Origin of the sequence: Oceanibaculum indicum P24 (genome assembly GCF_000299935.1) — a bacterium.
GTDB classification, from domain to species: Bacteria; Pseudomonadota; Alphaproteobacteria; order Oceanibaculales; family Oceanibaculaceae; genus Oceanibaculum; species Oceanibaculum indicum.
Map to the genome: position 1 here is coordinate 1 of NZ_AMRL01000012.1, position 24,770 is coordinate 24,770.

At 65.5% G+C, this 24,770-nt stretch carries 24 protein-coding genes; 15 read left to right on the plus strand and 9 right to left on the minus strand.

Going from position 1 to position 24,770, the window contains the following annotated elements; all coding sequences use genetic code 11:
• Nucleotides 1-128 precede the first annotated feature (128 nt).
• Both argS and P24_RS10430 read right to left on the minus strand, forming a co-directional pair.
• On the minus strand, nt 129-1,880 hold the full coding sequence (gene argS, locus P24_RS10425) for an arginine--tRNA ligase (RefSeq protein ID WP_008944680.1): 1,752 nt from the start codon (nt 1,878-1,880) through the stop codon (nt 129-131).
• Complete coding sequence (locus tag P24_RS10430; RefSeq protein WP_008944681.1) at nt 1,880-3,058, minus strand: deoxyguanosinetriphosphate triphosphohydrolase; 1,179 nt, start codon at nt 3,056-3,058, stop codon at nt 1,880-1,882. The genes argS and P24_RS10430 overlap by 1 nt, the downstream gene beginning before the upstream one ends.
• Nucleotides 3,059-3,180: 122 nt before the next feature.
• On the opposite strand from P24_RS10430, the gene erpA reads away from it, so the two are divergent.
• The 6 genes from erpA to P24_RS10455 all read left to right on the plus strand — a co-directional run bounded on the left by erpA (nt 3,181) and on the right by P24_RS10455 (nt 6,138).
• Nucleotides 3,181-3,543 (plus strand): iron-sulfur cluster insertion protein ErpA, encoded by a 363-nt coding sequence (erpA, locus tag P24_RS10435; RefSeq protein ID WP_008944682.1) that lies wholly within the window; start codon nt 3,181-3,183, stop codon nt 3,541-3,543.
• Nucleotides 3,544-3,633: 90 nt separating this feature from the next.
• On the plus strand, nt 3,634-4,404 hold the full coding sequence (locus P24_RS10440) for an exodeoxyribonuclease III (protein WP_008944683.1): 771 nt from the start codon (nt 3,634-3,636) through the stop codon (nt 4,402-4,404).
• A gap of 71 nt (nt 4,405-4,475) precedes the next feature.
• Complete coding sequence (locus P24_RS20050) at nt 4,476-4,652, plus strand: hypothetical protein (protein WP_156816265.1); 177 nt, start codon at nt 4,476-4,478, stop codon at nt 4,650-4,652.
• A 101-nt stretch (nt 4,653-4,753) separates the two neighbouring features.
• A complete protein-coding gene (locus P24_RS10445) occupies nt 4,754-5,209 on the plus strand; it encodes a GFA family protein (RefSeq protein WP_008944684.1) in 456 nt (151 codons plus the stop codon).
• A gap of 35 nt (nt 5,210-5,244) precedes the next feature.
• Nucleotides 5,245-5,904, plus strand: coding sequence for an exopolysaccharide biosynthesis protein (locus P24_RS10450; RefSeq protein ID WP_008944685.1), 660 nt, complete (start codon nt 5,245-5,247; stop codon nt 5,902-5,904).
• Nucleotides 5,905-5,949: 45 nt separating this feature from the next.
• A complete protein-coding gene (locus tag P24_RS10455; protein WP_008944686.1) occupies nt 5,950-6,138 on the plus strand; it encodes a DUF3008 family protein in 189 nt (62 codons plus the stop codon).
• Nucleotides 6,139-6,171: 33 nt separating this feature from the next.
• Here the strand turns inward: P24_RS10455 and P24_RS10460 are convergent, their stop codons facing one another.
• From P24_RS10460 to ilvD, 3 genes are all read right to left on the minus strand, one after another.
• Nucleotides 6,172-7,671, minus strand: a complete 1,500-nt coding sequence (locus tag P24_RS10460; RefSeq protein WP_008944687.1) for a M81 family metallopeptidase — start codon at nt 7,669-7,671, stop codon at nt 6,172-6,174.
• A gap of 122 nt (nt 7,672-7,793) precedes the next feature.
• Nucleotides 7,794-8,402: a hypothetical protein gene (locus P24_RS10465; protein WP_156816266.1), complete on the minus strand. Its 609-nt coding sequence runs from the start codon at nt 8,400-8,402 to the stop codon at nt 7,794-7,796.
• Between the two features lie 235 nt (nt 8,403-8,637).
• Entirely contained in the window at nt 8,638-10,359 is a 1,722-nt protein-coding gene (gene ilvD, locus P24_RS10470; RefSeq protein ID WP_008944689.1) for a dihydroxy-acid dehydratase, read from the minus strand.
• Between the two features lie 124 nt (nt 10,360-10,483).
• On the opposite strand from ilvD, the gene P24_RS10475 reads away from it, so the two are divergent.
• Entirely contained in the window at nt 10,484-11,389 is a 906-nt protein-coding gene (locus P24_RS10475; protein ID WP_008944690.1) for an HAD-IIA family hydrolase, read from the plus strand.
• A 6-nt stretch (nt 11,390-11,395) separates the two neighbouring features.
• On the opposite strand, the gene P24_RS19240 is transcribed toward P24_RS10475, so the two are convergent.
• The 3 genes from P24_RS19240 to P24_RS10490 all read right to left on the minus strand — a co-directional run bounded on the left by P24_RS19240 (nt 11,396) and on the right by P24_RS10490 (nt 15,187).
• A complete protein-coding gene (locus P24_RS19240; RefSeq protein ID WP_008944691.1) occupies nt 11,396-12,502 on the minus strand; it encodes a divergent polysaccharide deacetylase family protein in 1,107 nt (368 codons plus the stop codon).
• A gap of 96 nt (nt 12,503-12,598) precedes the next feature.
• Complete coding sequence (cueR, locus tag P24_RS20055) at nt 12,599-12,994, minus strand: Cu(I)-responsive transcriptional regulator (protein WP_008944692.1); 396 nt, start codon at nt 12,992-12,994, stop codon at nt 12,599-12,601.
• Nucleotides 12,995-12,997: 3 nt separating this feature from the next.
• On the minus strand, nt 12,998-15,187 hold the full coding sequence (locus P24_RS10490) for a heavy metal translocating P-type ATPase (RefSeq protein ID WP_008944693.1): 2,190 nt from the start codon (nt 15,185-15,187) through the stop codon (nt 12,998-13,000).
• 147 nt (nt 15,188-15,334) lie between these two features.
• Here P24_RS10490 and P24_RS10495 point away from each other — a divergent pair, with 147 nt between their 5' ends.
• From P24_RS10495 to lexA, 6 genes are all read left to right on the plus strand, one after another.
• Complete coding sequence (locus P24_RS10495; protein ID WP_008944694.1) at nt 15,335-15,919, plus strand: anthranilate synthase component II; 585 nt, start codon at nt 15,335-15,337, stop codon at nt 15,917-15,919.
• A gap of 9 nt (nt 15,920-15,928) precedes the next feature.
• Complete coding sequence (trpD, locus tag P24_RS10500; RefSeq protein ID WP_008944695.1) at nt 15,929-16,957, plus strand: anthranilate phosphoribosyltransferase; 1,029 nt, start codon at nt 15,929-15,931, stop codon at nt 16,955-16,957.
• Nucleotides 16,954-17,760, plus strand: a complete 807-nt coding sequence (gene trpC / locus P24_RS10505; protein ID WP_008944696.1) for an indole-3-glycerol phosphate synthase TrpC — start codon at nt 16,954-16,956, stop codon at nt 17,758-17,760. The genes trpD and trpC overlap by 4 nt, the downstream gene beginning before the upstream one ends.
• A gap of 3 nt (nt 17,761-17,763) precedes the next feature.
• Entirely contained in the window at nt 17,764-18,243 is a 480-nt protein-coding gene (moaC, locus tag P24_RS10510) for a cyclic pyranopterin monophosphate synthase MoaC (protein WP_008944697.1), read from the plus strand.
• Entirely contained in the window at nt 18,240-19,445 is a 1,206-nt protein-coding gene (locus P24_RS10515) for a molybdopterin molybdotransferase MoeA (RefSeq protein WP_008944698.1), read from the plus strand. Before moaC ends, P24_RS10515 begins: the two co-directional genes overlap by 4 nt.
• 162 nt (nt 19,446-19,607) lie before the next feature.
• Nucleotides 19,608-20,327: a transcriptional repressor LexA gene (lexA, locus tag P24_RS10520; protein WP_008944699.1), complete on the plus strand. Its 720-nt coding sequence runs from the start codon at nt 19,608-19,610 to the stop codon at nt 20,325-20,327.
• A 15-nt stretch (nt 20,328-20,342) separates the two neighbouring features.
• On the opposite strand, the gene P24_RS10525 is transcribed toward lexA, so the two are convergent.
• The gene (locus P24_RS10525) at nt 20,343-22,490 is read right to left on the minus strand and encodes a ComEC/Rec2 family competence protein (protein WP_008944700.1); all 2,148 of its coding nucleotides are present in this window, start codon (nt 22,488-22,490) and stop codon (nt 20,343-20,345) included.
• Nucleotides 22,491-22,593: 103 nt separating this feature from the next.
• Here P24_RS10525 and P24_RS10530 point away from each other — a divergent pair, with 103 nt between their 5' ends.
• Both P24_RS10530 and gltX read left to right on the plus strand, forming a co-directional pair.
• The gene (locus P24_RS10530) at nt 22,594-23,226 is read left to right on the plus strand and encodes a glutathione S-transferase family protein (protein ID WP_008944701.1); all 633 of its coding nucleotides are present in this window, start codon (nt 22,594-22,596) and stop codon (nt 23,224-23,226) included.
• Nucleotides 23,227-23,325: 99 nt separating this feature from the next.
• Nucleotides 23,326-24,732 carry a glutamate--tRNA ligase gene (gene gltX / locus P24_RS10535; RefSeq protein ID WP_008944702.1) on the plus strand — a complete coding sequence of 469 codons (1,407 nt, stop codon included), beginning with the start codon at nt 23,326-23,328 and terminating at the stop codon, nt 24,730-24,732.
• Nucleotides 24,733-24,770: the final 38 nt, after the last annotated feature.

The following is a 24,770-nucleotide window of genomic DNA, read 5'->3' on the forward strand; positions in this document are numbered from 1 at the left end:
CTTGCCGCCGCCATCGCCTGCGCCGCCGTCGCGCCCCCCGTCTCGTCCCCGGCGTCCGCGCCGGAATTCATCCGGTTCCGGCGGCAGCGGCGGACGGTCCATCGGGTCCTGATCGCGCTCGTAGCTCATTACATTTCCTCCGCCGGTACGACGCCCATGACTTCAAGTCCCGAGGCGATGGTCACCGCGACCGCCCGCACCAGCGCCATTCGCGCCAGGGTGATGGCATCGTCGCCCGCAATGATGAAACGCAGCGCCGCCTCGTCCCGGCCCTTATTCCACAACGCATGGAACTCCGCCGCAAGCTCTTGCAGATAAAAGGCGACCCGATGCGGCTCATGCGCCTCGGCAGCACTTTCGATAAGCCGCGGCCAGCCTGCCAGACGCCTCATCAGCGCCAGCTCCGCCGGATCATCGAGGCGGGAAATGTCGGCAGCCGCGAGCGATGCATCATCCAGCTTTTGTCCCGGCAGCGCCTCGGCGGCATGGCGCAGCACCGAATGGGCGCGGGCATGGGCGTACTGCACATAGAACACCGGATTGTCGCGCGACTGCTCCGTCACCTTGGCGAAGTCGAACTCCAGCGTCTGGTCGTTACGCCGGGTCAGCATGATGAAGCGCACGACATCCCTGCCGACCGCCTCGATCACGTCGCGCAGGGTGACGAAGGTGCCGGCCCGCTTCGACATGCGCACCGGCTTGCCATTATCGAACATATGAACCAGCTGGCAGGTCTTCACATCAAGCTCGCCCTTGCCGCCGGTAACGGCCTTCACTGCCGCCTGCATGCGCTTGATATAGCCGCCATGATCGGCGCCCCAGATGTCGATCATGGTGGCATAGCCGCGCTGGAACTTGTCCAGGTGATAGGCGATATCGTTGGAGAAATAGGTCCAGCTGCCATCCGACTTCTTCAGCGGCCGGTCCACATCGTCGCCGAAGGCCGTGGCGCGGAACAGCGTCTGCGGCCGGGGTTCCCAGTCGTCCGGAGTCTTGCCCTTGGGCGGCTCCAGCACGCCGGTATAGACATGCCCGGCCTCGGTCAGCAGGCGCAACACCGCATCGACCTTGCCGGCCTCGACCAGCGCGCGCTCGGAGGAGAACACCTCCTGTTCGATGCCAAGAAGCTTCAGATCGTCCCTGATCTCGCCCATCAGGAAGGTAACGGCGAACTCGCGGATCGGCTCGATCCATTCCGCCTCGTCCTTGCCCTTCCACTTGTCGCCATCGCGCACCACCAGCGCCGTGCCGACATCCTTCAGATATTCGCCCGGATAGAAGCCCTCCGGGATATCCGCCGGCCCCTCGCCCAGCGCTTCCAGATAGCGCAGATAGGTGGAGCGGGCGAGCGTGGCGACCTGATTACCCGCATCGTTGATGTAATATTCCTTGCAGACTGTATAGCCCGCCTTCTTCAGCAGATTCGCCAGCGCATCGCCGACAACCGCGCCGCGCGCATGGCCGGCGGTCAGCGGGCCGGTCGGGTTGGCTGAGACATACTCGACATTGACCAGCCTGCCCTCGCCCAGCGCCGAATCACCGAAACCGGTACCCAGCTTCAGGATACCGGAGACCTGCGCGCGCCAGACCGCATCGTCCAGCCGCATGTTCAGGAAGCCGGGACCATCGACCGATGTTTCGGTCACGAACTCGATGGCATTCAGCCGCGCCTTCAGCTTCTCCGCCAGGTCACGCGGCTTCTGGCCCGCCGGCTTCGACAGCACCATCGCGGCGTTGGTCGCGGCATCGCCATGCGCGGGATCGCGCGGGGGCTCCACCGTCACACGGTCCAGCGCCAGGCCGGACGGCAGCTCGCCATCGGCCATCATCGCTTCGAGCGCTGCGTAAATGCGGGATTTCAGATCGTTGAAAATATTCATTATGTTCTGTCTGTGATATCGAACAGCCGGTCATATTCCCGAAGCGCAAAACGGTCGGTCATGCCGGCGATATAGTCCGCCACGACACGCGCCGTGCGGGGAGTCTGCGGGGCATCCGTCTGCACCCGCCATTCGGTCGGCAGGCATTGCGGCTCCCGGAACAAAAGCTCGAACAGGTCATGCACGATGCGCCGCGCCTTGGAGGTCATGCGGTTGACCAGATAATGCCGGTACATGCGCTCGAACAGGAAGGTGCGCAGATCCTTGTGGTGCACCATCATCTGCTCGGAAAAAGCGGCGGTCGGCGCGCCGGCCTCCCGGATATGTTGCGCCGATTTCGGCTGCCGGCGGAGCAGCCGCTCGCGCGTCTCGGTCAGCAGGTCGGTCACCATGGCATTGATGACGCGGCGCACCAGCTCATGGATCAGGCGGGACCGGTCGAGATCGGGATGGCTTTTCCGCAGCCCCTGCAGGATCGGCCCGACCAGCGGCATGTCGATGATGTCGGCAATATCGAACAGCCCGGCACGCAGCCCGTCGTCCAGATCGTGGTTCTGATAGGCGATATCGTCGGAGAGCGAGGCAACCTGCGCCTCCAGCGAAGCGAAGCTGTCCAGCTCCAGATCGAATTTCGCGCTGAAGTTCAGGATACCCGGCTGTGCCTTGCGCGTGGCCAGCGGTCCGGTGACCGGGCCATTATGCTTCACCGTGCCTTCCAGGGTCTCCCAGGTCAGGTTCAGCCCATCGAAATCGGCGTAGCGATGCTCCAGCTCGGTCAGCACGCGCAGTGTCTGGACATTGTGGTCGAAGCCGCCATAGGGCTGCATCGCCTCGTCCAGCGCCTCCTCCCCAGCATGGCCGAAGCAGGTGTGGCCGAAATCATGCGCCAGCGCCAGCGCCTCAGCCAGATCCTCGTTCAGCCCCAGCGCCCGGCTGATCGAGCGCGCGATCTGCGCCACCTCCAGGCTGTGCGTCAGGCGCGTCCGATAATGATCACCCTCGTGATAGACGAAGACCTGGGTCTTGTGCTTCAGCCGGCGGAAGGCGGCGGAATGGATGATGCGGTCGCGGTCGCGCTGAAAGCAGCTCCGCTCGGGGTGTTCGGGCTCCGGATGGAGCCGCCCCCGGGAACTCTCCGGATCGCAGGCGTAAGGCGCTAGACTGGTGTCGCTCGACATGCTGGGGAACCTACAGGCGCGCGTGTCGCGACGCAACGGGCTGTAAATTCTCTGCAATTGAAAAATCCGCCAAATTCCCTAGATTTAAGTCAGTTCATTTCCCGCTCTCGCGGAAGGATCGAATGATGTCGGATAGCACTGTGCTGGAACGTCCCAACAGCGTCGGCCTCAGCGCCAGCGCGGCGCGGCAGGTCGCCAAGCTGCGCGCCCAGGAGCCGGGCGGCGAGGCTCTCATGCTGCGCCTGTCGGTGACCGGTGGCGGCTGTTCCGGCTTCCAGTACAATTTCTCCTTCGATGACGAGGTTCGCAGCGACGATGCGGTCTTCGAACGCGATGGGGTGAAGCTGGTGGTCGATGAGATGTCGCTGGAACTGCTGGCCGGTTCCGAGGTCGATTATGTCGAGGAGCTGATCGGCGCCTCCTTCCAGGTGAAGAATCCGAACGCGGCCTCCTCCTGCGGCTGCGGCACTTCTTTCGCGATTTAAGAAGCTGGCGCGATCTAGCAAGCAGCGATCGCGACCGTTACACTCCGGGGCCCGCCTGCGCGGGCCCTTTCGTTTTGGAGCAAGCCCACCGTGAAAATCGCCACCTTCAACGTGAACTCGATCAAGGCCCGCCTGCCCAACGTGCTGGAATGGCTGAAGGAGGCCGATCCGGATGTGGCGCTGCTGCAGGAGATCAAATGCCAGGCGGCGGATTTCCCGGTCCTGGAGTTCCAGTCGATGGGCTATCAGGTGCAGGCCGTCGGCCAGAAGAGCTATAACGGTGTGGCGCTTCTCTCCAAACAACCGGCCGAGAATGTGCTGGAAGGCCTGCCCGGCGACGATTCCGATGAACAGGCCCGCTATGTCGAGGCCACGGTGCAGGGCGTGCGCGTCGCCTCCCTCTACCTGCCGAACGGCAATCCGGTGGACAGCGAGAAGTACCCCTACAAGCTGGGCTGGATGAAGCGGCTGAAGGCCCATGCCGCAACATTGCTGGCCAGCGAGCAGCCGGTTGTGCTGGCCGGCGACTATAATGTGATCCCGGAACCGCGCGACTGCTACGATCCCGCCGCCTGGGCGGGAGACGCCCTGTTCCTGCCGGAGACCCGCCGGCATTTCCGGGAAATCGTGAATCTGGGCTATACGGACGCCTTCCGGGCCATTCACCCGCAGCGTGTCGCCTACAGCTTCTGGGATTATCAGGCCGGCCGCTGGCCGCGCGACGAAGGCATCCGCATCGACCACCTGCTGCTGTCCCCGCAGGCTGCCGACAGGCTGCGCGACGCTGGCATCGACAAGAAGGCGCGTGGCCGCGAAAAGGCCTCTGACCACACGCCGGTCTGGTGCGAACTGGACTCCTGAGGCTTTTGCAGGTAGGTATATCAGCAGGCGGTTAGAAGGCCGCCCTGCAGGATTACCGAAAGGAAGCCAAAATGGCGATTGGTCCCGTCGATACCACCGGCCTTGCCGTGATCGGCATGCGCAGCGAAAAGCAGCAGGCGCAGGTTGCTGCACAGGCGGTTACCCAGGCGCTGGAAGCCACCAAGCAGATCGCGCAGCAGGCTGCCTCCTCCTCTTCCGGCGGCTCCTCGGTCGATATCTCCGTCTAGGCGTTTACGCACAGACCATCCCTGAAGCGGCGGACCGGACGGTTGCGCCGCTTTTTCGGCTGCGCTATGTTCCCTTTATGTTCATGTAAAGGGAGGGGGCGATGACCGAAGCACGCTATGAAGGCGGTTGCCTGTGCGGCGCTGTCCGCTATGAGGCGACGGGGCCGGTGCGTCAGGCCGGCTGGTGCCATTGCCGGCTGTGCCAGCGGTCGGTCGGGGCGCCTGCCGTGCCGTGGGGCAGCTTCTTCCTGGAGAATTTCCGCTGGACCAAGGGGAAGCCGGCCCTGCACCACTCGACCCCGAAGGCCGAACGCAGCTTCTGTGCCGAATGCGGCACCTCCCTCACCTTCCGCTATCTGACCACCGAGCCGCCGGAAATGGATGTGGCCCTGGCCAGCTTGGACGATCCCGAAGCGCTGCACCCGCAATGGCATATCTGGACCATGTCCAGCCCCAGCTGGGTGCATTTCGGCGACGGGCTGAAAACCTATCAGGATAATGGCCCGGAACGGTCAACCGACCCTGACCTTCCCTCCCCGCTGGGACCGCAACGATAAGGGAACATGCCCCGCGCCTTTCGCGTTCGGTAGGCATGACGACAAGTATCAGTGCGGAAGGCGCCCGGCAGACGAACCGGCGGGTAGAAAAGAGAACTGACACGGAGGCGGATACGCCGAATTCGGTCGGCGATCTGCTGGACAGGCTTGAGCAATCGGCCCGCTCCGGCGAGGACCTGTCCATTGACAGCTTCCTGGAAACCGCCGGTCATCGCTTCAGCGGCCCGCTGTTCCTGATTCCGGGGCTGATCGCCCTGTCGCCGCTGAGCGGCATACCGCTGGTGCCCAGCTTCCTCGGTGTGACGGTCGCGCTGATCAGCGTGCAGCTGATTCTGGGATGCCAGCAACTCTGGTTTCCGGCCGGGATGCGCTCAACTACCCTGGAGGCGGATCGCGTGCGGCGCCTGGTCCGTTTCCTCAGGAAGCCGGGCCGCTTTCTCGACCGCATCACCCGCCCCCGCCTGACCTGGATGACGCGGGGGCTGGCCGTGCGTCTGGCGGCGGTGATCTGCCTGCTGACCGCGCTCAGCATGCCGGTGCTTGAGATCCTTCCCTTTACCGCGACGCTGGCCGGGGCGGTGATTTCCTGCTTCGGGCTGGCGCTGACCACCCGCGACGGGCTGCTGATGGTCTTCGCCCTGATCTTCTTCGGCGGGCTGATGGCGCTGGGCGCCAATTTCCTGATCCTGGGCTAGGCCGGCACCGGGAACCAGTCGCAACCAAAAAGAAAGGAGCAGATCATGCCCGCAAAATCCAAGGCACAGCAGAAGGCCGCCGGCGCGGCGCTGGCGGTCAAGCGTGGCGAGGCGTCAAAAAGCGACCTTCAGGGCGCCTCCGAGGAGATGTACGAGTCGATGACCGAGGCCGAGCTGGAAGAGCTGGCCTCCACCAGCCGCAAGGGCAAGCCGGAACACGTCACCGACAAATAGCGTCCCGGCCCCGCCCTCTTAGCCCCTGCCCCGTTAGCCCTCGAATTCCGGGCCGAGCGGCCGCAGCTTCATACCGTGGCGCAGCCGGGTCCAGGGCAGCAGCGCGGGATCGGCGACCATCGGGCCGGGCGCGGTGCAGACCAGCACCTCTTGTGCGATGGGCTGAAAATCGGCGCGGAAATGCACGGAGCTCTTGTTCACCAGAATGCCCTTGCGGGTCGGCTCGATGCCGACATGGCGGTACATTTCCTGATCGGCCATCTGCGCCTTCTTGCAGGCGACGACGATCTCCACATCTCGGATCTTCAGGCAGGCCATCGGCCCCAGATTCATTCTGGCACCTTTGTAGAACGGGCCGGTACCGGTGAACTGCCCGGTGTTCAGCTTCACCACCTTGAAGCTTGCGTGGAACGGCTTGTCGCCCGGAATGTTCGACTTGCCGCCCAGCGCCACGGTGATCTCCGCCCCCTCGCCTGCGCTGTGGGCGATGCGCGCCACTTCCTCATCCACCATGATGCCAATGGCGGCGTTCGGGGCGTCATTCTCCACCAGCGCGCGCAGCATGCCCGTGGTGTTGGAATCGCCGCCGGCACCGGGATTATCCTGCGTGTCTGCGATCACCACCGGCTTGTTGGCGGACCGCGCGATCTTCATCGCGTATTTCACGCCTTCATCCGGCTCGTACAGCTTGCCGGCGAAGTTCGCTTCGTTGCGCAGGATTTCCTCCTCCAGCGCCTTCGCCGCCTTGTCCGCCTTCACCTGGTCGGTGGCATAGACGAACAGCGACGGGCCGCAATGATGGATGTCGGCGGCCGGAAAGCCCGGTGTGAAGGAGACGCGGGCGACATCGCCCTTCTCCAGCTCCTCCGTCATCTCGTAGATCGACTTGGTCGGCTCCATCAGCGTGCACTGGAAGTTCAGCGGGATGAGGAACGGAATTTGCCGGAATGCCTTGTTCACCGCGCCGGAGCCGCGCAGCACATTGTCCAGATGGATCGCCGTGCGGCGGCCGGTATCCGCCATATCGACATGCGGATAAGTGCGGTAAGCCACCAGCGCGTCGGCGTACTTGATCATCTCCGGCGTGGTGTTGGAATGCAGGTCCAGGCTGGCCATCACCGGCACTTTAGGCCCGACGACTTCCCGCACCCGGCGCAGCAACTCGCCCTCACCATCCTCCAGATGCTCGGTCACCATGGCACCGTGCAGGCAAAGATAGACCGCCTCGAACGGGCCCTTGTCGCGGATGCCATCGACGATCATGCCGGCTATGCGTTCATAGGCATCCTCGGTCACATGGGCGGAGGGGCTGGCGGCACCCCAGGCGGTCGGTACCAGATCGTGGCCGCGCTCCTGCGCTTCCTCGATGAAGCCGGCAATCGACAGGTTGATGCCTTTCACCGCATCGAACAGATCGCCGCCGGAGACCAGCGCCGGCCAGCTGCCGCCACGTGCGAAATCCTCGAAGGAGGCCTTCGTCGGGGCAAAAGTGTTGGTCTCGTGCTGGAAGCCGCCGATCGCAATACGCGCCATGGAACCTGTCTCCGCTGCCTACAAATTATTCGGTGCAACGGAGCATGCCCGCGCCGGCCATGCCGGGCAAGGGCGGCTGTGTCATGGCAGCCTTACAGAGGGTATTTGCAGGGGAAAGATAATCAGGCGGAAACCGAGAAGCCGGAATTGCCCATCAGCCGTTCCAGCAGCGGCTTCAGCGCGCCGGTATCGCCCTTGCGGAACCGGTCGAGCGCATCCTGCGTCTCGCGCAGCTGATCCATCGCCTTTTGCAGCCGTTCATTGCCGCTGGCGCCGCCGGTGGCCCCGCCCAGCGTGCTGTCGGTGCGCGTATAGCGGGCGTCCTTGAAGCCGACGGATAGTTCCTTCTCCGTCAGCGGTACGGCATTGCCGGCCACGTCGGCCACTTTTGTGTCCTCGACCGCGACCTTGCCGTCACGTGACAGGCCGGCCTCGATGCCGATGCCCAGAATGGAGGCAAGCGAACTGCCGCCCGCGCTGTATTGCGTGGCCACCTGGGACAGCCTTATGTCGAACCCGTCCACGCTGCTGTCGCTGGCCGCCTTGTCGATAAGGCCGGACAGGCTGGACAGCGTCTTGTCGATGGCGGCGTTTGCCTCCGACTCTTTCTTGTAGAACACGCTGAAGAAGTTGGAGAGCTGCTCGCGCAGCTGGCCACGGATGGCGTCGGGATCGCGATTCTCGATGATGAAGCCCAGCATCTGCGGCTTCGCGCCTGTGGTGGAGCGCACGACATACATTCCGGGTGCCGCGTCTTTCGACGGCTGCGCGGACACAGCATTAGATCGGCTGCCCGTGGAAGCCGTCTGGAGATTATAGCTGTATGTCGGTACCGGGTTGATCGCCATGGTATTTTACCGCCGCGTCCGGGCATCTGTTCTCGATGCCATATAAGCCTAATATACGCCAAACGAAAAAGGACCGCCAGCGTTTCCCGCCGGCGGCCCCTTTTCAGCGCAACAGCGCTTACTGGTCAGCGTAGCAATGCACCTCGGCGGCACCGCCCGGATGGGTGACGGCGCCCTTCTCCGCATCGCCGACCGTCTGGGCATATTTCCAGATCGCGCCGGACTGGTATTCGTGGCGGCGCGGCTTCCATTCCTTGCGGCGCGCTTCCAGCTCGGCATCCGACAGTTCGACGTCCAGCGTCCCCTTCTCGGCATCGATGACGATGATATCGCCATCCTTCAGTAGGCCGATCGGGCCACCGACCGCCGCTTCCGGCCCGACATGGCCGATGCAGAAGCCGCGCGTGGCGCCGGAGAAGCGGCCATCGGTGATGAGCGCCACCTTGTCGCCCATGCCCTGGCCGTAGATCGCCGCCGTGGTCGCTAGCATCTCGCGCATGCCGGGGCCACCGCGAGGGCCCTCATAGCGGATGACCAGAACCTCGCCTTCCTTGTACTGGCCCTTCTTCACCGCCTCGAACGCCTCTTCCTCGGTGTCGAAGCAATGCGCCACGCCCTTGAACTGCAGCTTCTGCATGCCGGCGACCTTCACGATGGCACCCTGTGGCGCCAGATTGCCGCGCAGGCCTACGACGCCGCCGGTCGGGGTGATCGGGTCGCTGGTCGGGCGGATGATGTCCTGGTCGGCCGGCAGGGTGACGCCTTCCAGATTCTCCGCGATGGTCTTGCCGGTGACGGTGATGCAGTCGCCATGGATGTAGCCGCCATCATACAGCGCGCGCAGCAGCACCTGCACACCGCCGATCTCGAACATGTCCTTGGCGACATAGCGCCCGCCCGGCTTCAGGTCGCCGATATAGGGCGTGCGCTTGAAGATTTCCGCCACGTCATGGATGGTGAATTCGATGCCCGCCTCATGCGCCATTGCCGGCAGATGCAGCGCGGCATTGGTCGAGCCGCCGGCAGCCGCCACAACGGTCGCCGCATTCTCCAGCGCCTTGCGGGTGACGATGTCGCGCGGCCGCAGATTGCGCTTGATCAGCTCCATGACCGCCTGCCCCGACGCCTCGGCATAGGCATCACGGCTGTCATAGGGCGCCGGTGCGCCGGCGGAACCCGGAAGGGCGAGGCCGATGGCCTCCGACACGCAGGCCATGGTGTTGGCTGTGAACATGCCGCCGCAGGAGCCCGCCGACGGGCAGGCCACGCATTCCAGCTCGTGCAGGTCATCGTCCGACATGTTGCCGGCGGCATGGGCGCCGACCGCCTCGAACACGTCCTGCACGGTCACGTCCTTGCCACGGAAGCGGCCGGGCAGGATGGAGCCACCATACATAAAGACCGACGGGACGTTCAGACGCAGCATCGCCATCATCATGCCGGGCAGAGACTTGTCGCAGCCGGCAAGCCCAACCAGCGCGTCATAGCAATGGCCGCGCATGGTGACTTCGACCGAATCGGCGATCACCTCGCGGCTGACCAGCGACGACTTCATGCCGGCATGGCCCATGGCGATGCCGTCGGTCACGGTGATGGTGGTGAATTCGCGCGGTGTGCCGCCGTTGGCCTTCACGCCTTTCTTTACCGCCTGGGCCTGGCGCGACAGGGCGATATTGCAGGGGGCGGCCTCGTTCCAGGTCGTGCCAATGCCAATGAAGGGCTGTGCAATCTCCTCCTCCGTCATGCCCATCGCGTAGTAATAGCTGCGATGCGGGGCGGAGCTAGGGCCGACCGACACATGGCGGCTGGGCAGCTTGGACTTGTCGAACTGGTAGGTCATGGCGTTCCCCTTGGCGTATGGCTTGTTCGGGGGCGCAGAATAGTCATCCCGCTACGGGATTGCCTAGTGGCTTTCGACCCCGTAGATAGGTGCCCTCTGTTCCCTGCAAGGCAGTATCCCCGCCATGAGTTTCCCCGTTCTCGGTTTTGACGACGCCTGGTCCTCCTACCGGCGCTGGGAACATCGCCTGCCTGCGAAGCCGGTCCCGGTTGAACCGCGCCGCATTGCCGGCATCGCCGAGGTGCTGGACCAGGTGGATGTCGTGGTGCTGGATGCCTATGGCGTGCTCAATCTGGGCAGCAGCGTCATTCCGCAGGGGCTTGAAGCGGTTCGGGCGATCCGTGCTGCCGGCAAGCGGCTGTGCATCGTCACCAATGACGGCTCGCAGGGCACCGCCGCCATCGCCGCCAAGCATCGCGGCCGGGGCTATGATTTCAGCGACGGGGAAGTGATCGCCGGCGCCTCGCTGGTCGGCGAGGCAGTGGCCGCCTTCCCGGAGGTGCGGCGCTGGGGGATCATCACGCAGGAGCCGCGCCCGGAAGCCGCGATCACCAGCGGCATGACAGCGCTGGCCTTGGACAAGGCCGCCTATGACGCGGTGGACGGTATCGTCTTCATGGCGACGGAAATCTGGGACGAGGAGCGCCAGGCGCTGCTGAGCGATACGCTGACCGCCCGCCCCCGCCCCTTCATCGTCGCCAATCCGGATGTCGTTGCGCCGCATGTCGGCGGCTTCTCGGCGGAACCCGGCTATTTCTCGCACCGCATCGCCGACCGCGCGGGGATAGAGCCGGTCTTCCTCGGCAAGCCCTTCCCCGGCGTCTATCGGCTGGTGCGCGAGCGCTTCCCGGAGGTCGATCCGCAGCGCATCCTCGCCGTCGGCGACACGCCGCATACCGATGTGATCGGCGCGCGGGCTCATGGCATGCGGGCGCTGCTGGTGGAGAGCGGCTTCCTCGCCGGGCGCGACAGCCTGGCCTATTGCCGGGAATGCGCCATCCTGCCGGACTTCATCGCGCCCGCTATCTGATCCGCCCTATCTGATCGGCAATCCGGCGGTCGCCGGGGGCGCTACCGGCTTCAGCAGCGCGGTCAGCGGCACCAGTACAAAGCCGCGCGCCTGCACATCCTCGATCCAGAGTTCCAGCATGTCGAGCGTGGCATCGCGCGGATGGCCGATGGCGATGGCCTGGCCATATTTGCTGGCATGCTGCTCCGTCTCTGCCAGCCGCTTTGCCACCTCATCATGGCTGTCTGTATTGTCGAGAAACACGTCGCGCTGCAGCGCCGGCATGCCCAGATCCCGCGCCATGCGGTAGCCGACAGTGTTCGGCGCGGTGCGCGAATCGAGGAACAGCAGGCCGCGCCGCCTTAACTCTTCCAGCACCGGCTGCATGACGGCGGCATTGCTGGTGAAACGGCTGCCCATATGGTTGTTCACCCCGACGAAGCCGTCGAACTGGCTGAGATTCCAGGCCAGGCGTTCCGCAAGGACTTCCGGCGGCAGAGCGGACAGCATGGCATTCGGGCCGGGATCGATACTGTCCGAAGACGGCTCCATCGGCAGATGGACGAGAATTTCATGACCGGCGGCATGCGCCTTGCGCACCTGATCCGCCACACCAGGGGCGTAGGGCAGATAGGCAAAGGTGACGGGCACTTTCAGCGCCAGCGCTCGCTGCGAGCGTTTGCGGTCGATGCCCATATCGTCGATGACGATGGCAATGCGCGGGCTACCGGCACTGTTCGGCACCGGCACTGCATTACGCTGCCAGGGTGGATCGGACGCAGAAGGCTCCGGGATGGTTTCCTGCGGCGGCAGGCTGGCAATCTGCGGTTCCGGCGGCTGTGGCGCGGCAGGCTGGAGTGCTTCCGGCGCCGGTGCCGGTTGTAGCGGTGCGGCTGTCTGCGGCAGGGCAATGCCAGTGGACGCGCTCGTTGACGGCGCTGTCGGGCTGGGCGCGGCGATTGCCGGGCTTTCCGTTACCAGCGCCTGCCGCCCGGTCAGCGCATCGCCATAATAGAGGCCGAGGCCGCCGCCGATCAGCAGCGCTGCGGCAGCCAGCGCAAGGGAGAGGCCGAAACCGCCGCCCCCGGAACGCTTCTTCGTCTTGGGCTTTTTGGAGGCCGGCTTACGCGCCATGAAAGACTCAATCCACGAAACGGGTGTCGTTTAAAGCGACACTATATCCTGTAGTGGGCTGAAAAATAACCGCGAAATAAGGCAAAATTGGCGCAGCTAGGCTTCGGCACGCGCCAGATCCTCGATGATGGGACAGTCCGGCCGGTCATCGCCATGGCAGCGATGCGTCAGATAGATCAGCGTGTCGCGCATGGACTGCAGCTCGGCCAGTTTGCGGTCGATCTCCTCGACATGGCGCAGGGCCACCGCCTTCACATCGGCGCTGGACCGCTCCCGGTCGCTCCAGAGCTGCAGCAGATTGCCGACATCCTTCACGGAAAAACCCAGCGAGCGGGCGCGCTGAATGAATTTCAGTACGCGCAGATCGGTGTCGCCATAGACCCGGTAACCGCCCTCGCTGCGCGGCGCGGGCTTCAGCAGGCCGATGCTCTCATAGTAGCGGATCGTCTTGGCCGGCACGCCCGACGCTGAAGCCGCCTGTCCGATATTCATGACCTACTCCTTTCGCGACCCGGCGCACGGTTTCCAGCGCCGCAGCAGCAGGGCATTCGAGACCACGCTGGCGCTGGAGGCCGCCATCGCCGCCCCGGCGATCATCGGGCTGAGATAGCCCAGCGCTGCCAACGGGATACCGACGATATTGTAGATGAAGGCCCAGAAGAGGTTCTGCCAGATCTTGGCGACCGTAGCGCGCGAGACGGACACCGCATCCAGCACCAGCAGCGGATCGGGCCGCATCAACGTGACAGCAGCTGCCTCCATCGCGACATCGGTGCCGCTGCCCATGGCGATGCCGACATCCGCCTGCGCCAGGGCAGGCGCGTCATTTACCCCGTCCCCGACCATGGCGACGATACCGCCCTTCCCCTGCAGGCCGGAAATAGCATCCGCCTTGCCGTCCGGCAGCACCTCGGCCAGCACGGTGGAGAGGCCCAGCCTGCGACCCACCGCTTCAGCCGCGCGCCGGTTATCGCCGGTCAACAGCGCCGTCTCTATACTCTTCTCGCCCAATAGCCGGATGGCGTCACCAGCGGTTTCGCGCAGCCGGTCGCCGATGGCAATGGCGCCCATAAGGCGGCCGTCTGCGGCCACCCAAACGACGGTGTTGCCCTCGCCTTCCCACTCAGCGGCTTGCTCCTGAAGGGCTGAGGTCTCGATGTCCTTCTCCTGCATCAGGCGCGGGCTGCCGATCAGCACAGCACGGCCTTCCACCGTGGCCATCACGCCCCGGCCTGGCAGCGAGTCGAATTCCTGTGCCTTCGATATCGCCAGCCCCCGTTCCTCGGCGGCAGCCAGTATGGCCTTTGCCAGCGGATGCTCGCTGCCCTGCTGCACGCTGGCGGCTAGGGAGAGCAATTCGGCCTCTGCGACGCTCTCCGCCGGCAGAAGCGCCGTAACACGGGGCCGCCCCTCGGTCAGCGTGCCGGTCTTGTCGAACACCACGGTCCTGATGCCATGCGCGCGCTCAAGTGCCTCGGCGTCCTTGATCAGGATGCCCGCCTTCGCAGCAACGCCGGTTCCGGCCATGATCGCGGTCGGTGTGGCAAGGCCCAGCGCACAGGGACAGGCGATAACCAGCACGGCGACGGCGTTCAGGATCGCCGTCTCGCTGTCTGCGCCGGTTGCCAGCCAGCCAAGGAAGGTCGTCAGCGCGATGACCAGCACGATCGGCACGAAGATACCACTGACCTTGTCCACCAGCCGTTGAACCGGCGCCTTGGAGGCCTGTGCCCCCTGCACCCGCTCGATGATCCGCGCCAGCAGGCTGTTGCCGGCGGCGGCTGTCACCTCGACCTCCACAAGGCCGGAGCCGTTCACCGAGCCGCCGATGACCGCGTCACCCGCCTGCTTGCCGACCGGCAGGCTCTCACCCGTCAGCAGCGATTCGTCGAACTGGCTGCGACCTTCCAGTATCCTGCCGTCGGCGGGCACCCGCTCGCCCGGCTTCACCACGACAACATCGCCTTCCATGAGGGATGAGACCGGCAGCGTCTCTACCCTGTCGCCCCGCTTCACGCGCGCCTCTTCAGGGCGGAGCGCCATCAGCGCCCGGATCGCCGAGGCGGTGCCCCGCTTGGCCCGGCTTTCCAGATACTTGCCGAGCGTGATGAGCGTGACCACCGTCGCCGAGGCCTCGAAATAGAGGTCGCCGCTGCTGCCGCTCGCCATGTGATAGAGGCTGAGTCCATAGGCGGCACTGGTACCGATGGCGACCAGCTGGTCCATCGTGCCGGTGCGTGCCTTCAACGACTTCCAGGCATTCAGATAGAACCGCCCACCGATCCAGAACTGCACCGGCGTCGCCAGCACGAGCTGCACCCAGGCCGGCGGAATCCAGTGCACACCGGCCACCATGCCGATCATCGGCAGTACCAGCGGCAGGGTCAGCAGGATGGCGGCGGCCAGCCGGATGGTTTCCCAGCGCAGCGTCTCGGCCTCGGCCTTTTTGTCCGGCCCGGCCCCGGCTTCGATCAGATGCGCGCCATAACCCGCCTTCTCGACAGCGGCGACAAGATCGGCCGGGTCGAGCCTGTCCTTTAGCCGCACCCGCGCCTGCTCGGTCGCCAGATTGACGGCCGCCCGGTCCACGCCCGGCACCTTGGCCAGCGCCTTCTCGACGCGGCCGACACAGGCCGCGCAGCTCATCCCCTCAATGGAGAGGTCATAGGTCCGTTCGATGCTCATGAACCCTAGATGGGGCTTCCAGCGATGGGAAGGTCAAGCAGATTTCCGGCAGCAGCAATGCGCTTGCCTTTGCGGGCGCGGCGGGGCTTGCTATAACCATTGTCCGGGATGCATACGCACCCCAACACCGACCGCCAAGTGATTGATATGTATATCCTGATCGATAATTACGACAGCTTCACCTATAACCTCTGGCACTTCCTGGGCGACCTTGGCGCCGAAGTGCAGGTGAAGCGCAACGACCAGATCACCGTCGATCAGGTGATGGCGGGGGGCTATCAGGGCATCGTCATCTCGCCCGGCCCCTGCGACCCGGACCGCGCCGGCATCTGCCTGGAACTGATCGAGCGCGCCAAGGGTACGCTGCCGATCTTCGGCGTCTGCCTCGGCCTGCAGGCCATCGGTCAGGCCTTCGGCGGCAAGGTGGTGCGTGGCCCGGTGCCGATGCATGGCAAGGTCAGCCCGATCCATCACAAGAACGCCAGCGTCTTCAAGGGGCTGCCCTCGCCGCTGACGGCGACGCGCTACCATTCGCTGGTGATCGAGAAGGACGGGCTGCCGGACTGCCTGGAAATCACGGCGGAGACCGAGGACGGCGTGATCATGGGGCTGGCCCACAAGACCCTCCCGATCCACGGTGTGCAGTTCCATCCCGAGAGCATCGCCACCGAACATGGCCACGCCATGCTGAAGAACTTCCTCGACATCGCGGAACGCCGCAACGCGGCCTGAGGATTGGGCATGGTTCTGGACATGAAAGCCCTGCTGGGCATCGTTGCCACCGGCCGCGCGCTGACGCGCAGCGAGGCGGAGGCAGCCTTCGAGATCATCATGAGCGGCGACGCCACCCCGTCGCAGATGGGCGGCTTCCTGATGGCGTTGCGCGTGCGTGGCGAGACGGTGGATGAGATCACCGCCGCCGCCAGCGTGATGCGCGCCAAGGCGCTGAAAGTGACCGCCCCGGTCGACGCCATCGACACCTGCGGCACCGGCGGCGATGCGTCGGGCACCTACAATATCTCCACCGCCGTGGCGCTGGTCTGTGCCGGCCTCGGCGTGCCGGTCGCCAAGCACGGCAACCGCAGCCTGACCTCGAAGTCCGGCGCTGCCGATGTGCTGACCGCGCTGGGCGTCGATATCGACTGCGAGATGAGCCTGATCGAGGAGGCGATGCGCGACGCAAATGTCGGTTTCCTGATGGCGCCGCGCCATCATGGCGCCATGCGGCATGTCGCCGGCACCCGGGTCGAGCTGGGCACGCGCACCATCTTCAACCTGCTGGGGCCACTCTCCAGCCCGGCCGGCGTGAAGCGCCAGCTGATCGGCGTGTTCTCCCGCGATTTCCTGAAGCCGATGGCCGAGGCGCTGCGCAATCTGGGCAGCGTGCACGCCTGGGTGATCCATGGCAGCGACGGGCTGGACGAGATCACCACCACCGGCCCGACCCATGTGGTCGAGTTGAAAGACGGCAAGCTGGCCGAATTCGAGATCGGCCCGGCCGATGCCGGCCTGGCACTGGCAAAGCCGGAAGCCATCAAGGGCGGCGACCCCGCCTTCAATGCCGCGGCACTGCACCGGCTGCTGGATGGCGAGAAAGGGGCCTATCGCGATATCGTGCTGCTGAATGCGGCGGCGGCCCTCATCGTCGCCGGCAAGGTGGGCGACCTGATGGAAGGTGCCGCTCTCGCCGCCACCGCGCTGGACCAGGGCAAGGCGAAGGCAGCGCTGGCGAAGCTGGTCGCCATCACCAACCGGGGCAAGGCGGCATGAGCGACGTTCTGGAGAAAATCTGCGCCGACAAGCGCGACCACATCGCCGCCCGCAAGGCGGTGAAGTCCCTGTCGGTGGTTGAGACGGAGGCGAAGCAGGCCAGTGCGCCGCGCGGTTTCGTGAAGGCGCTGCAAAAGGCCAATGCGGCGGACCGCTACGGGCTGATCGCGGAGATCAAGAAGGCCTCGCCCAGTAAGGGGCTCATCCGGGCCGATTTCGACCCGCCTGCCCTCGCCCGCGCCTATCGCGAGGGCGGTGCGTCCTGTCTATCGGTGCTGACCGACGAGCCTTATTTCCAGGGCCGGGACGATTATCTCGTCGCTGCCCGCGCGGCGGTGGATCTACCGTGCCTGCGCAAGGATTTCATGCTGGAGCCGTACCAGATCGTCGAATCACGCGCGCTGGGGGCGGATTGCATCCTGCTGATCATGGCGGCGCTGTCGGACAGCCAGGCGGCGGAACTGGAACAGGCCGCCGTCGATCTCGGCATGGATGTGCTGGTCGAGGTGCATGATGGCGCGGAATTGGACCGGGCGCTGAAGCTGAAATCGCCGCTGCTGGGCGTGAACAACCGCAATCTGAAGACCCTGGCGGTCGATATCGCGACGACGGAACAGCTGGCGGCCCGGGTGCCGGCAGGCAAGATGCTGGTTGCGGAAAGCGGCCTCTACACGCCGGACGACCTCGCCCGGATGGAACGGGCCGGGGCGCGCTGCTTCCTGATCGGCGAATCGCTAATGCGCCAGGCCGATGTGGCCGCCGCGACCCGTGCCCTGCTGACCCGTAACGAGGCGGCGGCCTGACCCATGAGCGGCTTCACCCATTTCGATGCCGAGGGCAAGGCTGTGATGGTCGATGTCTCGGACAAGGACGAGACGGAGCGCGTGGCGACCGCCATCGGCAGCATCACCATGCAGCCGGAAACCCTGGCGCTGATCCTGGAAGGCGGGGTGAAGAAGGGCGACGTGCTGTCGGTCGCGCGCCTTGCCGGCATCATGGGCGCCAAGCGCACGCCGGACCTGATCCCGCTGTGCCACCCGCTGGCACTGACTTCCGTGAAGGTTGAGCTGAAGGCCGATCCCGCACGGAACGCTGTCGATATCGAGGCGACCTGCAAGCTGAAGGGCCGTACAGGCGTCGAGATGGAGGCGCTGACGGCGGTCAGCATCGCGGCGCTCACCGTCTATGACATGTGCAAGGCGGTGGATCGCGGCATGCGCATCGGCGATATCCGGCTGGTCCATAAATCGGGCGGCAAATCCGGCACTTATGAGGCGGAACGGTGATCCCCGTCGAGGAGGCACTGGCGAAGATTCTTTCGTCCCTGACGCCACTGGGCGCCGAGGAAGTCTCGGTCGAGGCGGCGCTGGGCCGGGTGCTGGCCGAGGATGTCGCCGCCCGCGTGACGCAGCCGCCCAAGCCGGTTTCCGCCATGGATGGCTATGCCGTGAAGGCGGCGGATGTCGCCTGCGTGCCGGCCACGCTGACGGTCATCGGAGAGGCACCGGCCGGGCGCGGCTATCAGGGCATGGTGGAAAGCGGCCAGGCAGTGCGCATCTTCACCGGCGCGCCGCTGCCGGACGGGGCCGACAGCATCGTCATCCAGGAGGATACCGAGGCCAGCGGCACCAGCGTTACGGTGAAGGAAGCCCCTGCGCTTGGCAATTACGTGCGTCCTGCCGGCCTCGATTTTCGCATGGGCGATATCGGCATTCCGGCGGGCAAGCTGTTGAATGCGCGCGATATTGGCCTGGCCGCCGGCATGAACCATCCCTGGCTGCGGGTGGTGCGCCGGCCGCGCATCGCCATCCTGGCGACCGGCGACGAGATCGTGCGGCCGGGCGATCCCATCGGCCGCGACCAGATCGTCAGCTCCAACGCGCTGGCGCTATCCGCCTTTGTGCGCGGTGCCGGCGGCGAGCCGCTGGTGCTGGGCATCGCGCCCGACGAGATGGACGGGCTGACCCGGATGATCGCCGGCGCGCGCGGTGCCGATCTGCTGGTGACCACCGGCGGCGCCTCGGTCGGCGACCATGATCTGATCCAGACCGTGCTGGGCGAGGCCGGCAGCCTGGATTTCTGGAAGATTGCCATGCGGCCCGGCAAGCCGCTGATGTTCGGCAAGATCAATGACACGCCCGTGCTGGGCCTGCCCGGCAATCCGGTCTCTTCCATGGTGTGCGCCCTGCTGTTCCTGGGACCGGCCATCGCGCGGCTGCTGGGTCAGGCTGCCAAAGGGCCGGAAACCCAGCCGGCCCGGCTGGCGGCCGATCTGAAGCCGAATGACCGCCGCCAGGATTATCTGCGCGCCACGCTCACCATCGATGCCGATGGCACGATGCTGGCGACACCCTTCGCCAAGCAGGACAGCTCGCAATTCTCGCTGCTCACAAAGGCCGGCGGGCTGCTGGTCCGGCCGCCGCATGATCCCGCCCGCAAGGCCGGCGAGATCGTCCAGGTGATTCCCTTCCGCGACAGCTACTTCTGAGTTTTTTCGCGACGGTTAGTGTTCCGCGCTTGACCTGAAACGAGAACAAAACTAAAACACCTACTCAGGTTTTTGTTTTGTTCCATATCTTGTTGCGCTGATGCAGACAGCCGCCATTGCTTGCGGCGCCCCGTCAAAGAGCGTGGCAGACAGGAGGTGCTGGTGCTCACGAAGAAACAGTTCGAACTGTTGACCTTCATCAACCGGCGGCTGAACGAGAGCGGCGTCTCCCCCTCCTTCGACGAAATGAAGGAAGCGCTCAATCTGCGCTCCAAATCCGGCATTCACCGCCTGATCACCGGGCTTGAGGAGCGCGGCTTCATCCGCCGCCTGCCGCACCGCGCCCGCGCGCTTGAGGTTCTGCGCCTGCCGGAGCAGGTCTCGGCAAAGGATACTGGGCGCCAGCCTTCTGAGACGACCGGCAAGCGCTTTACACCGAACGTCATCGAAGGGCATTTCGCCGGGCCGCTTGCGGGTGCCGCTACCGGGCAGGATATCCGGGCCGTGCCGCTGCCGCTCTACGGCAAGATAGCCGCCGGCACCCCAATCGAGGCGCTGCGCGACGAAAGCGCCGCCATCGACGTGCCACTCAGCCTGCTCGGCAAGGGCGAGCATTACGCGCTTGAGATCGAAGGCGATTCTATGGTCGAGGCCGGCATCCAGGATGGCGACACCGTCATCATCCAGCGCTGCGACACGGCGGAGAATGGCACCATCGTGGTGGCACTGGTGGACGAGCAGGAAGCGACCCTGAAACGGCTGCGGCGCAAGGGCGGCTCGATTGCCCTGGAACCGGCCAATGCAGCCTATGAGACGCGAATTTTCGGGCCGGAACGGGTGAAGGTGCAGGGCCGGCTGGTCGGGCTGCTGCGTCGCTACTGAGGGCCGTCACGGAGCCTAGCGGTTGCGCTGGGCCGCCGGATCAGGCGCCCAGGGTCTGATGCCACGATCCGCACCGACCGAATCCAGGCGGAGGACTCCATCCTCCAGATAGAGCGCATGGGCGCCATGCCGCCACAGGTCGAACCGGTCCACTACCAGCCGCGCCGACGGGCAGCGCTGGCGGATCGGCACGAGGGCCACGACGATATCGGCGCTGCGGCAATCCTCCGCCAGCGCCTGTGGATCGCGGATAATCGCGACCTTTAGCCTCCCGACCTCTCCGATACAGCCCAACCCGTCACAGGCAATGCCGTCGCGTCCACCGCTGCCGGGGCGCGGCATAGCGATACGCCATTCCTGCCCGGCGCGTTGCAGCCAGTTCTCCGCCGTGAAGGACGCCGCTCGGACGGAGGAAAAGGCCAGCCCGTTCGTGCCGCGCAACGCAACCAGCTTCGCCTCGCCATCGACCAGCAGCAAAGGCTGGGGGGCGATCCAAGGCATCGCAAGACCGGCCACAACCGGCACTAATCCAGCGAAACGCCAGGCGCGTTGCCAGAGCGCCAGCCACAGACCGCCGAGCGAAACCGCTAGCAGTGCAGCCGCGTGCATCGCCGGCACCGCCAGAACGGCACCCGGCAGGGCGGATATCCAGGCGCCGACTGCCAGCACGCCATCGATGCCGAGGCCCATCGGGGCGAGCGCTAGCCCTTCCAGCCCGAAGGGGAGCAGCAGCAAGGCCAGCACGCCCCACGGCATGATCCAGAAAGCGGTCAGCGGCACCGCGGCCATATTGGCCAGCGCGCCATAGAGTGCCACCTGGTTGAAATGATAGGCGGCAAAGGGCAGCGTCCCGGCTGTCGCCAGCACCGAGGTGGCAACCAGGCCAAACAGATAGAGAGAACCGCGCCGCAACGGTCCCGCTCCGGCGCGAAAGGCCGCAAAGCGCTCTCGGTTCGCCTCATAGAAAGCGACCAGCAGCAGCACGGCGGCAAAGGACATCTGGAAGCTCGGCCCCAGCATCACCTCCGGTGCCAGCAGCAGGATGAAGGCGGCTGCCCAGGCGATCAGCCGCAGCGAGATTGCCACCCGGTCGATCAATACCGCAACCAATACCAGCCCGGTCATCAGGAAGGCGCGCTGTGTCGGCACGGTGGCCCCGGCCAGCAGCAGATAGACGAAGGACGCGGCGAGCGCGGCAAGCGCCGCCCATTTCTTGATCGGCTGGTTCAGCGCCAGCGCCGGCGACAGGGCCATCAGGAAACGCAGCGTGAAGAAAACAGTGCCGGCCACCAGCCCCATATGCAGGCCGGAAATCGCCAGCAGGTGCGCAAGGCCGGAATCACGCATCGTCTCCAGGGTTTGCTCGGACAGGCCGGAGCGGTCGCCGGTCAGCAGCGCTACCGCCATGGCCCCTGTCTCGTCCGGCAGGATCGCGCGGATACGCTCCGTGATGGTCCGCCGCAGCCCGTCGACGGCAACCCAGAAGCCGGCGGGCTTGCCCTCCGCCAACCGCGAAACATCCCCGATGGCATAGCCGACCCCGCCGATCCCCTCGAAATAGGCGTGGCGCTGGAAGTCGAATGCGCCGGGGGCTGAAGGCCCGGGCGGCGGCCGCAGCACGGCGCGCAGGCGTATTCGGTCGCCCAGCGCAATCTCCGGCATCTCCGAGCGCACCACCATCCGCACCCGACGCGGCATTTTATCGGGGGACAGCCGGCCGATCCGTGTGGGCTCCAGGGTCAGCCGCCTGTCGCCGGGCCGCTGCTCGATGCGGACAAGCTGCCCTTCCACGATAACCGGCCCGATCTGTCGGTCCAGGAAGATGGTGCCGGCGGTCTGGCTACGGTATTGCGCCGCTGCGAAGCCCAGCGAAAAGGCGCAGACCAGCAACGCGAGCAGCCGTCCGTTCAGCGAGCGGTGCAGCAGAACGGCGAGGCCTATCGCGGCCCCCAGCCCTGCCCCGCCTACCCAGAGAGGCGGTTCGGCTTTCAGCAGGAAGTAGCCGCCAATGCCGCAGCCCAGCACCACCGGCAGCCAGAGCATCCAGCGCTCGCGTTCGGCCAGGAAGGGCGACGCGATGCCGGAAAGCAGGCGTAATGCAGCACTTCCGGGCACAGCCTCCTGTTGCCCGGCACCTGCCGCGATGCCTTCTTCCTGATGCATTGCGCCTCCCGCTTATGCAGAACACACTAATGCAGGGCGCGCCGCTGCGCATCCCGTAGTATGGCGGCGGCAATCACCACCGGACCGCGAAAGGAAAAGCAGCTTGAGCCTCACGCTTCACGGCTATCGCTACAGCGTCTATGCGCGGATCGTGCGCATGATCTGCGCCGAAAAAGCCATCGGCTACCGTTGGGTGGAGGTGAACCCGTTTGCCCTGGACCTGCCGGACTCCTATCTGGCCTTGCATCCCTTCAGGCGCGTGCCGGTGCTGGAGCATGATGGCTTCGTGATCTACGAAACGGTCGCGATAAGCCGCTATCTCGATGAGGCGTTTCCGGGCATCTCGCTGCAACCGTCGGCTCCGCGCGACCGGGCACGGCTGGCGCAGATTATCGCCATCATCGATGCCTATGGCTATTGGCCGATGGTCCGTCAGGTCTTCGCGCACCGGGTTTTCCGGCCCTATCTGGGCGAGCCCGCGGATGAGGAGCAGGTTGATGCCGGGATCGCCGCTGCCCGGAAGGTGCTTGCCGCGCTGGAGGCCCTGGCCGGAGACGACGGCTATCTGGCTGGCGACAGGCTGTCCCTCGCCGACCTGCATGCCGCCCCGATGGTGGCCTATTTCACCATGGCCGCCGAGGGCCAGGCTGCGCTGAGTGCCTATCCCCGCCTCACCGCCTGGTGGGGCAATATGAGCAGGCGGCCAAGCCTCACGGATACAGATCCGTTCGCCTGATCTGTGCACGGCGGCACCCTTTGTGCTAAACAGCGGCCACCAATCCGACTGCCCTGGCATTGTCCGCGGCTTTCCATCCAGTACCGGAACCGATTTCGCATGACCGTCGTCACCCGTTTCGCCCCCTCCCCGACCGGCTTCCTGCATATTGGCGGCGGCCGCACGGCCCTGTTCAACTGGCTCTATGCCCGGCATACCGGCGGCAAGTTCCTGCTGCGCATCGAAGATACCGACCGCGCCCGCTCCACCGAGGAAGCGGTCGGGGCGATCTTCGAGGGGCTGAAATGGCTGGGGCTGGACTGGGATGGCGAGGCCGTCATGCAGTTCGCCCGTGCCGGCCGCCATGCCGAGGTCGCGCACGCGCTGCTCGCCCAGGGCAAGGCCTATCGCTGCTACGCCACGCCGGAAGAGCTGGAGGCGATGCGTGAGCAGGCCAAGGCGGAAGGCCGCCCGGTGCGTTATGACGGGCGCTGGCGCGACCGCCCCGAGTCGGAGGCACCGGCCGGCGTAAAGCCGGTGATCCGGCTGAAGGCGCCGCAGAGCGGCCAGACTGTGATCCAGGACCTGGTGCAGGGCGAAGTCACCGTCGCCAACGAACAACTGGACGATTTCGTGCTGCTGCGTGGCGACGGCACGCCGACCTACATGCTGTCGGTGGTGGTGGATGACCACGATATGGGGATCACCCATGTGATCCGGGGTGACGACCATCTGAACAACGCCTTCCGCCAGACCCAGCTCTATCAGGCGATGGGCTGGGACGTGCCGGTCTTCGCGCATATCCCGCTGATCCACGGGCCGGACGGCGCCAAGCTGTCGAAGCGCCATGGCGCGCTGGGCGTCGAGGCCTACCGCGATATGGGATTCCTGCCCGAGGCAATGCGCAACTACCTGCTGCGCCTGGGCTGGGGCCATGGCGATGAGGAGATCATCCCGACCGAGAAGGCCATCGAATGGTTCGATCTCGACGCGGTTGGCCGCTCCCCCTCGCGCTTCGACATGGCGAAGCTGGAGAATCTGAACGCGCATTACCTGCGCGAGGCCGATGATGCCAGGTTGGTCGCGCTGATCCAGCCGCTGCTGGCCGAGCGGCTGGGGCAACCTGTGGATGATGCCGGCAAGGCACTGCTGACCGCCGGCATGCCCGGCCTGAAGCCGCGCGCCAAGACGCTGGTCGATCTGGCGGACAGCGCGCTGTTCTATGTCCGCCCGCTGCCCCTGCCTTTCACCGACAAGGCGGCTGCCTTGCTGACGGACGAGGCCCGGCAGGTGCTGGCGAAGCTGGCCACGGCGCTGGAAGGCCAGGCAGACTGGAGCGAAGCCGCGCTTGAGGAGCGCGTGCGCAGCTTTGCAGAAACCGAGACGCTGAAGCTGGGGGCCGTCGCGCAACCCTTGCGTGCCGCGCTGACCGGCTCCACCATGTCGCCCGGCATTTTCGACGTGCTGGCGGTACTGGGACGCGATGCGGCAATCGCGCGTATCCGCGCGGCTGTCGGGGGGAATTGACCGGCCCTGCGCCCAGCGCAGTACTACTGCTGCGCTAA

Excerpts from the sequence above, each read along its gene's own strand:
- argS (WP_008944680.1), bottom strand. The coding sequence starts at position 1,880 with ATGAATATTTTCAACGATCTGAAATCCCGCATTTACGCAGCGCTCGAA.
- P24_RS10430 (WP_008944681.1), bottom strand. The coding sequence starts at position 3,058 with ATGTCGAGCGACACCAGTCTAGCGCCTTACGCCTGCGATCCGGAGAGT.
- erpA (WP_008944682.1), top strand. The coding sequence starts at position 3,181 with ATGATGTCGGATAGCACTGTGCTGGAACGTCCCAACAGCGTCGGCCTC.
- P24_RS20050 (WP_156816265.1), top strand. The coding sequence starts at position 4,476 with ATGGCGATTGGTCCCGTCGATACCACCGGCCTTGCCGTGATCGGCATG.
- P24_RS10445 (WP_008944684.1), top strand. The coding sequence starts at position 4,754 with ATGACCGAAGCACGCTATGAAGGCGGTTGCCTGTGCGGCGCTGTCCGC.
- P24_RS10450 (WP_008944685.1), top strand. The coding sequence starts at position 5,245 with ATGACGACAAGTATCAGTGCGGAAGGCGCCCGGCAGACGAACCGGCGG.
- P24_RS10455 (WP_008944686.1), top strand. The coding sequence starts at position 5,950 with ATGCCCGCAAAATCCAAGGCACAGCAGAAGGCCGCCGGCGCGGCGCTG.
- P24_RS10460 (WP_008944687.1), bottom strand. The coding sequence starts at position 7,671 with ATGGCGCGTATTGCGATCGGCGGCTTCCAGCACGAGACCAACACTTTT.
- ilvD (WP_008944689.1), bottom strand. The coding sequence starts at position 10,359 with ATGACCTACCAGTTCGACAAGTCCAAGCTGCCCAGCCGCCATGTGTCG.
- P24_RS10475 (WP_008944690.1), top strand. The coding sequence starts at position 10,484 with ATGAGTTTCCCCGTTCTCGGTTTTGACGACGCCTGGTCCTCCTACCGG.
- P24_RS19240 (WP_008944691.1), bottom strand. The coding sequence starts at position 12,502 with ATGGCGCGTAAGCCGGCCTCCAAAAAGCCCAAGACGAAGAAGCGTTCC.
- cueR (WP_008944692.1), bottom strand. The coding sequence starts at position 12,994 with ATGAATATCGGACAGGCGGCTTCAGCGTCGGGCGTGCCGGCCAAGACG.
- P24_RS10490 (WP_008944693.1), bottom strand. The coding sequence starts at position 15,187 with ATGAGCATCGAACGGACCTATGACCTCTCCATTGAGGGGATGAGCTGC.
- P24_RS10495 (WP_008944694.1), top strand. The coding sequence starts at position 15,335 with ATGTATATCCTGATCGATAATTACGACAGCTTCACCTATAACCTCTGG.
- trpD (WP_008944695.1), top strand. The coding sequence starts at position 15,929 with ATGGTTCTGGACATGAAAGCCCTGCTGGGCATCGTTGCCACCGGCCGC.
- trpC (WP_008944696.1), top strand. The coding sequence starts at position 16,954 with ATGAGCGACGTTCTGGAGAAAATCTGCGCCGACAAGCGCGACCACATC.
- moaC (WP_008944697.1), top strand. The coding sequence starts at position 17,764 with ATGAGCGGCTTCACCCATTTCGATGCCGAGGGCAAGGCTGTGATGGTC.
- P24_RS10525 (WP_008944700.1), bottom strand. The coding sequence starts at position 22,490 with ATGCATCAGGAAGAAGGCATCGCGGCAGGTGCCGGGCAACAGGAGGCT.
- gltX (WP_008944702.1), top strand. The coding sequence starts at position 23,326 with ATGACCGTCGTCACCCGTTTCGCCCCCTCCCCGACCGGCTTCCTGCAT.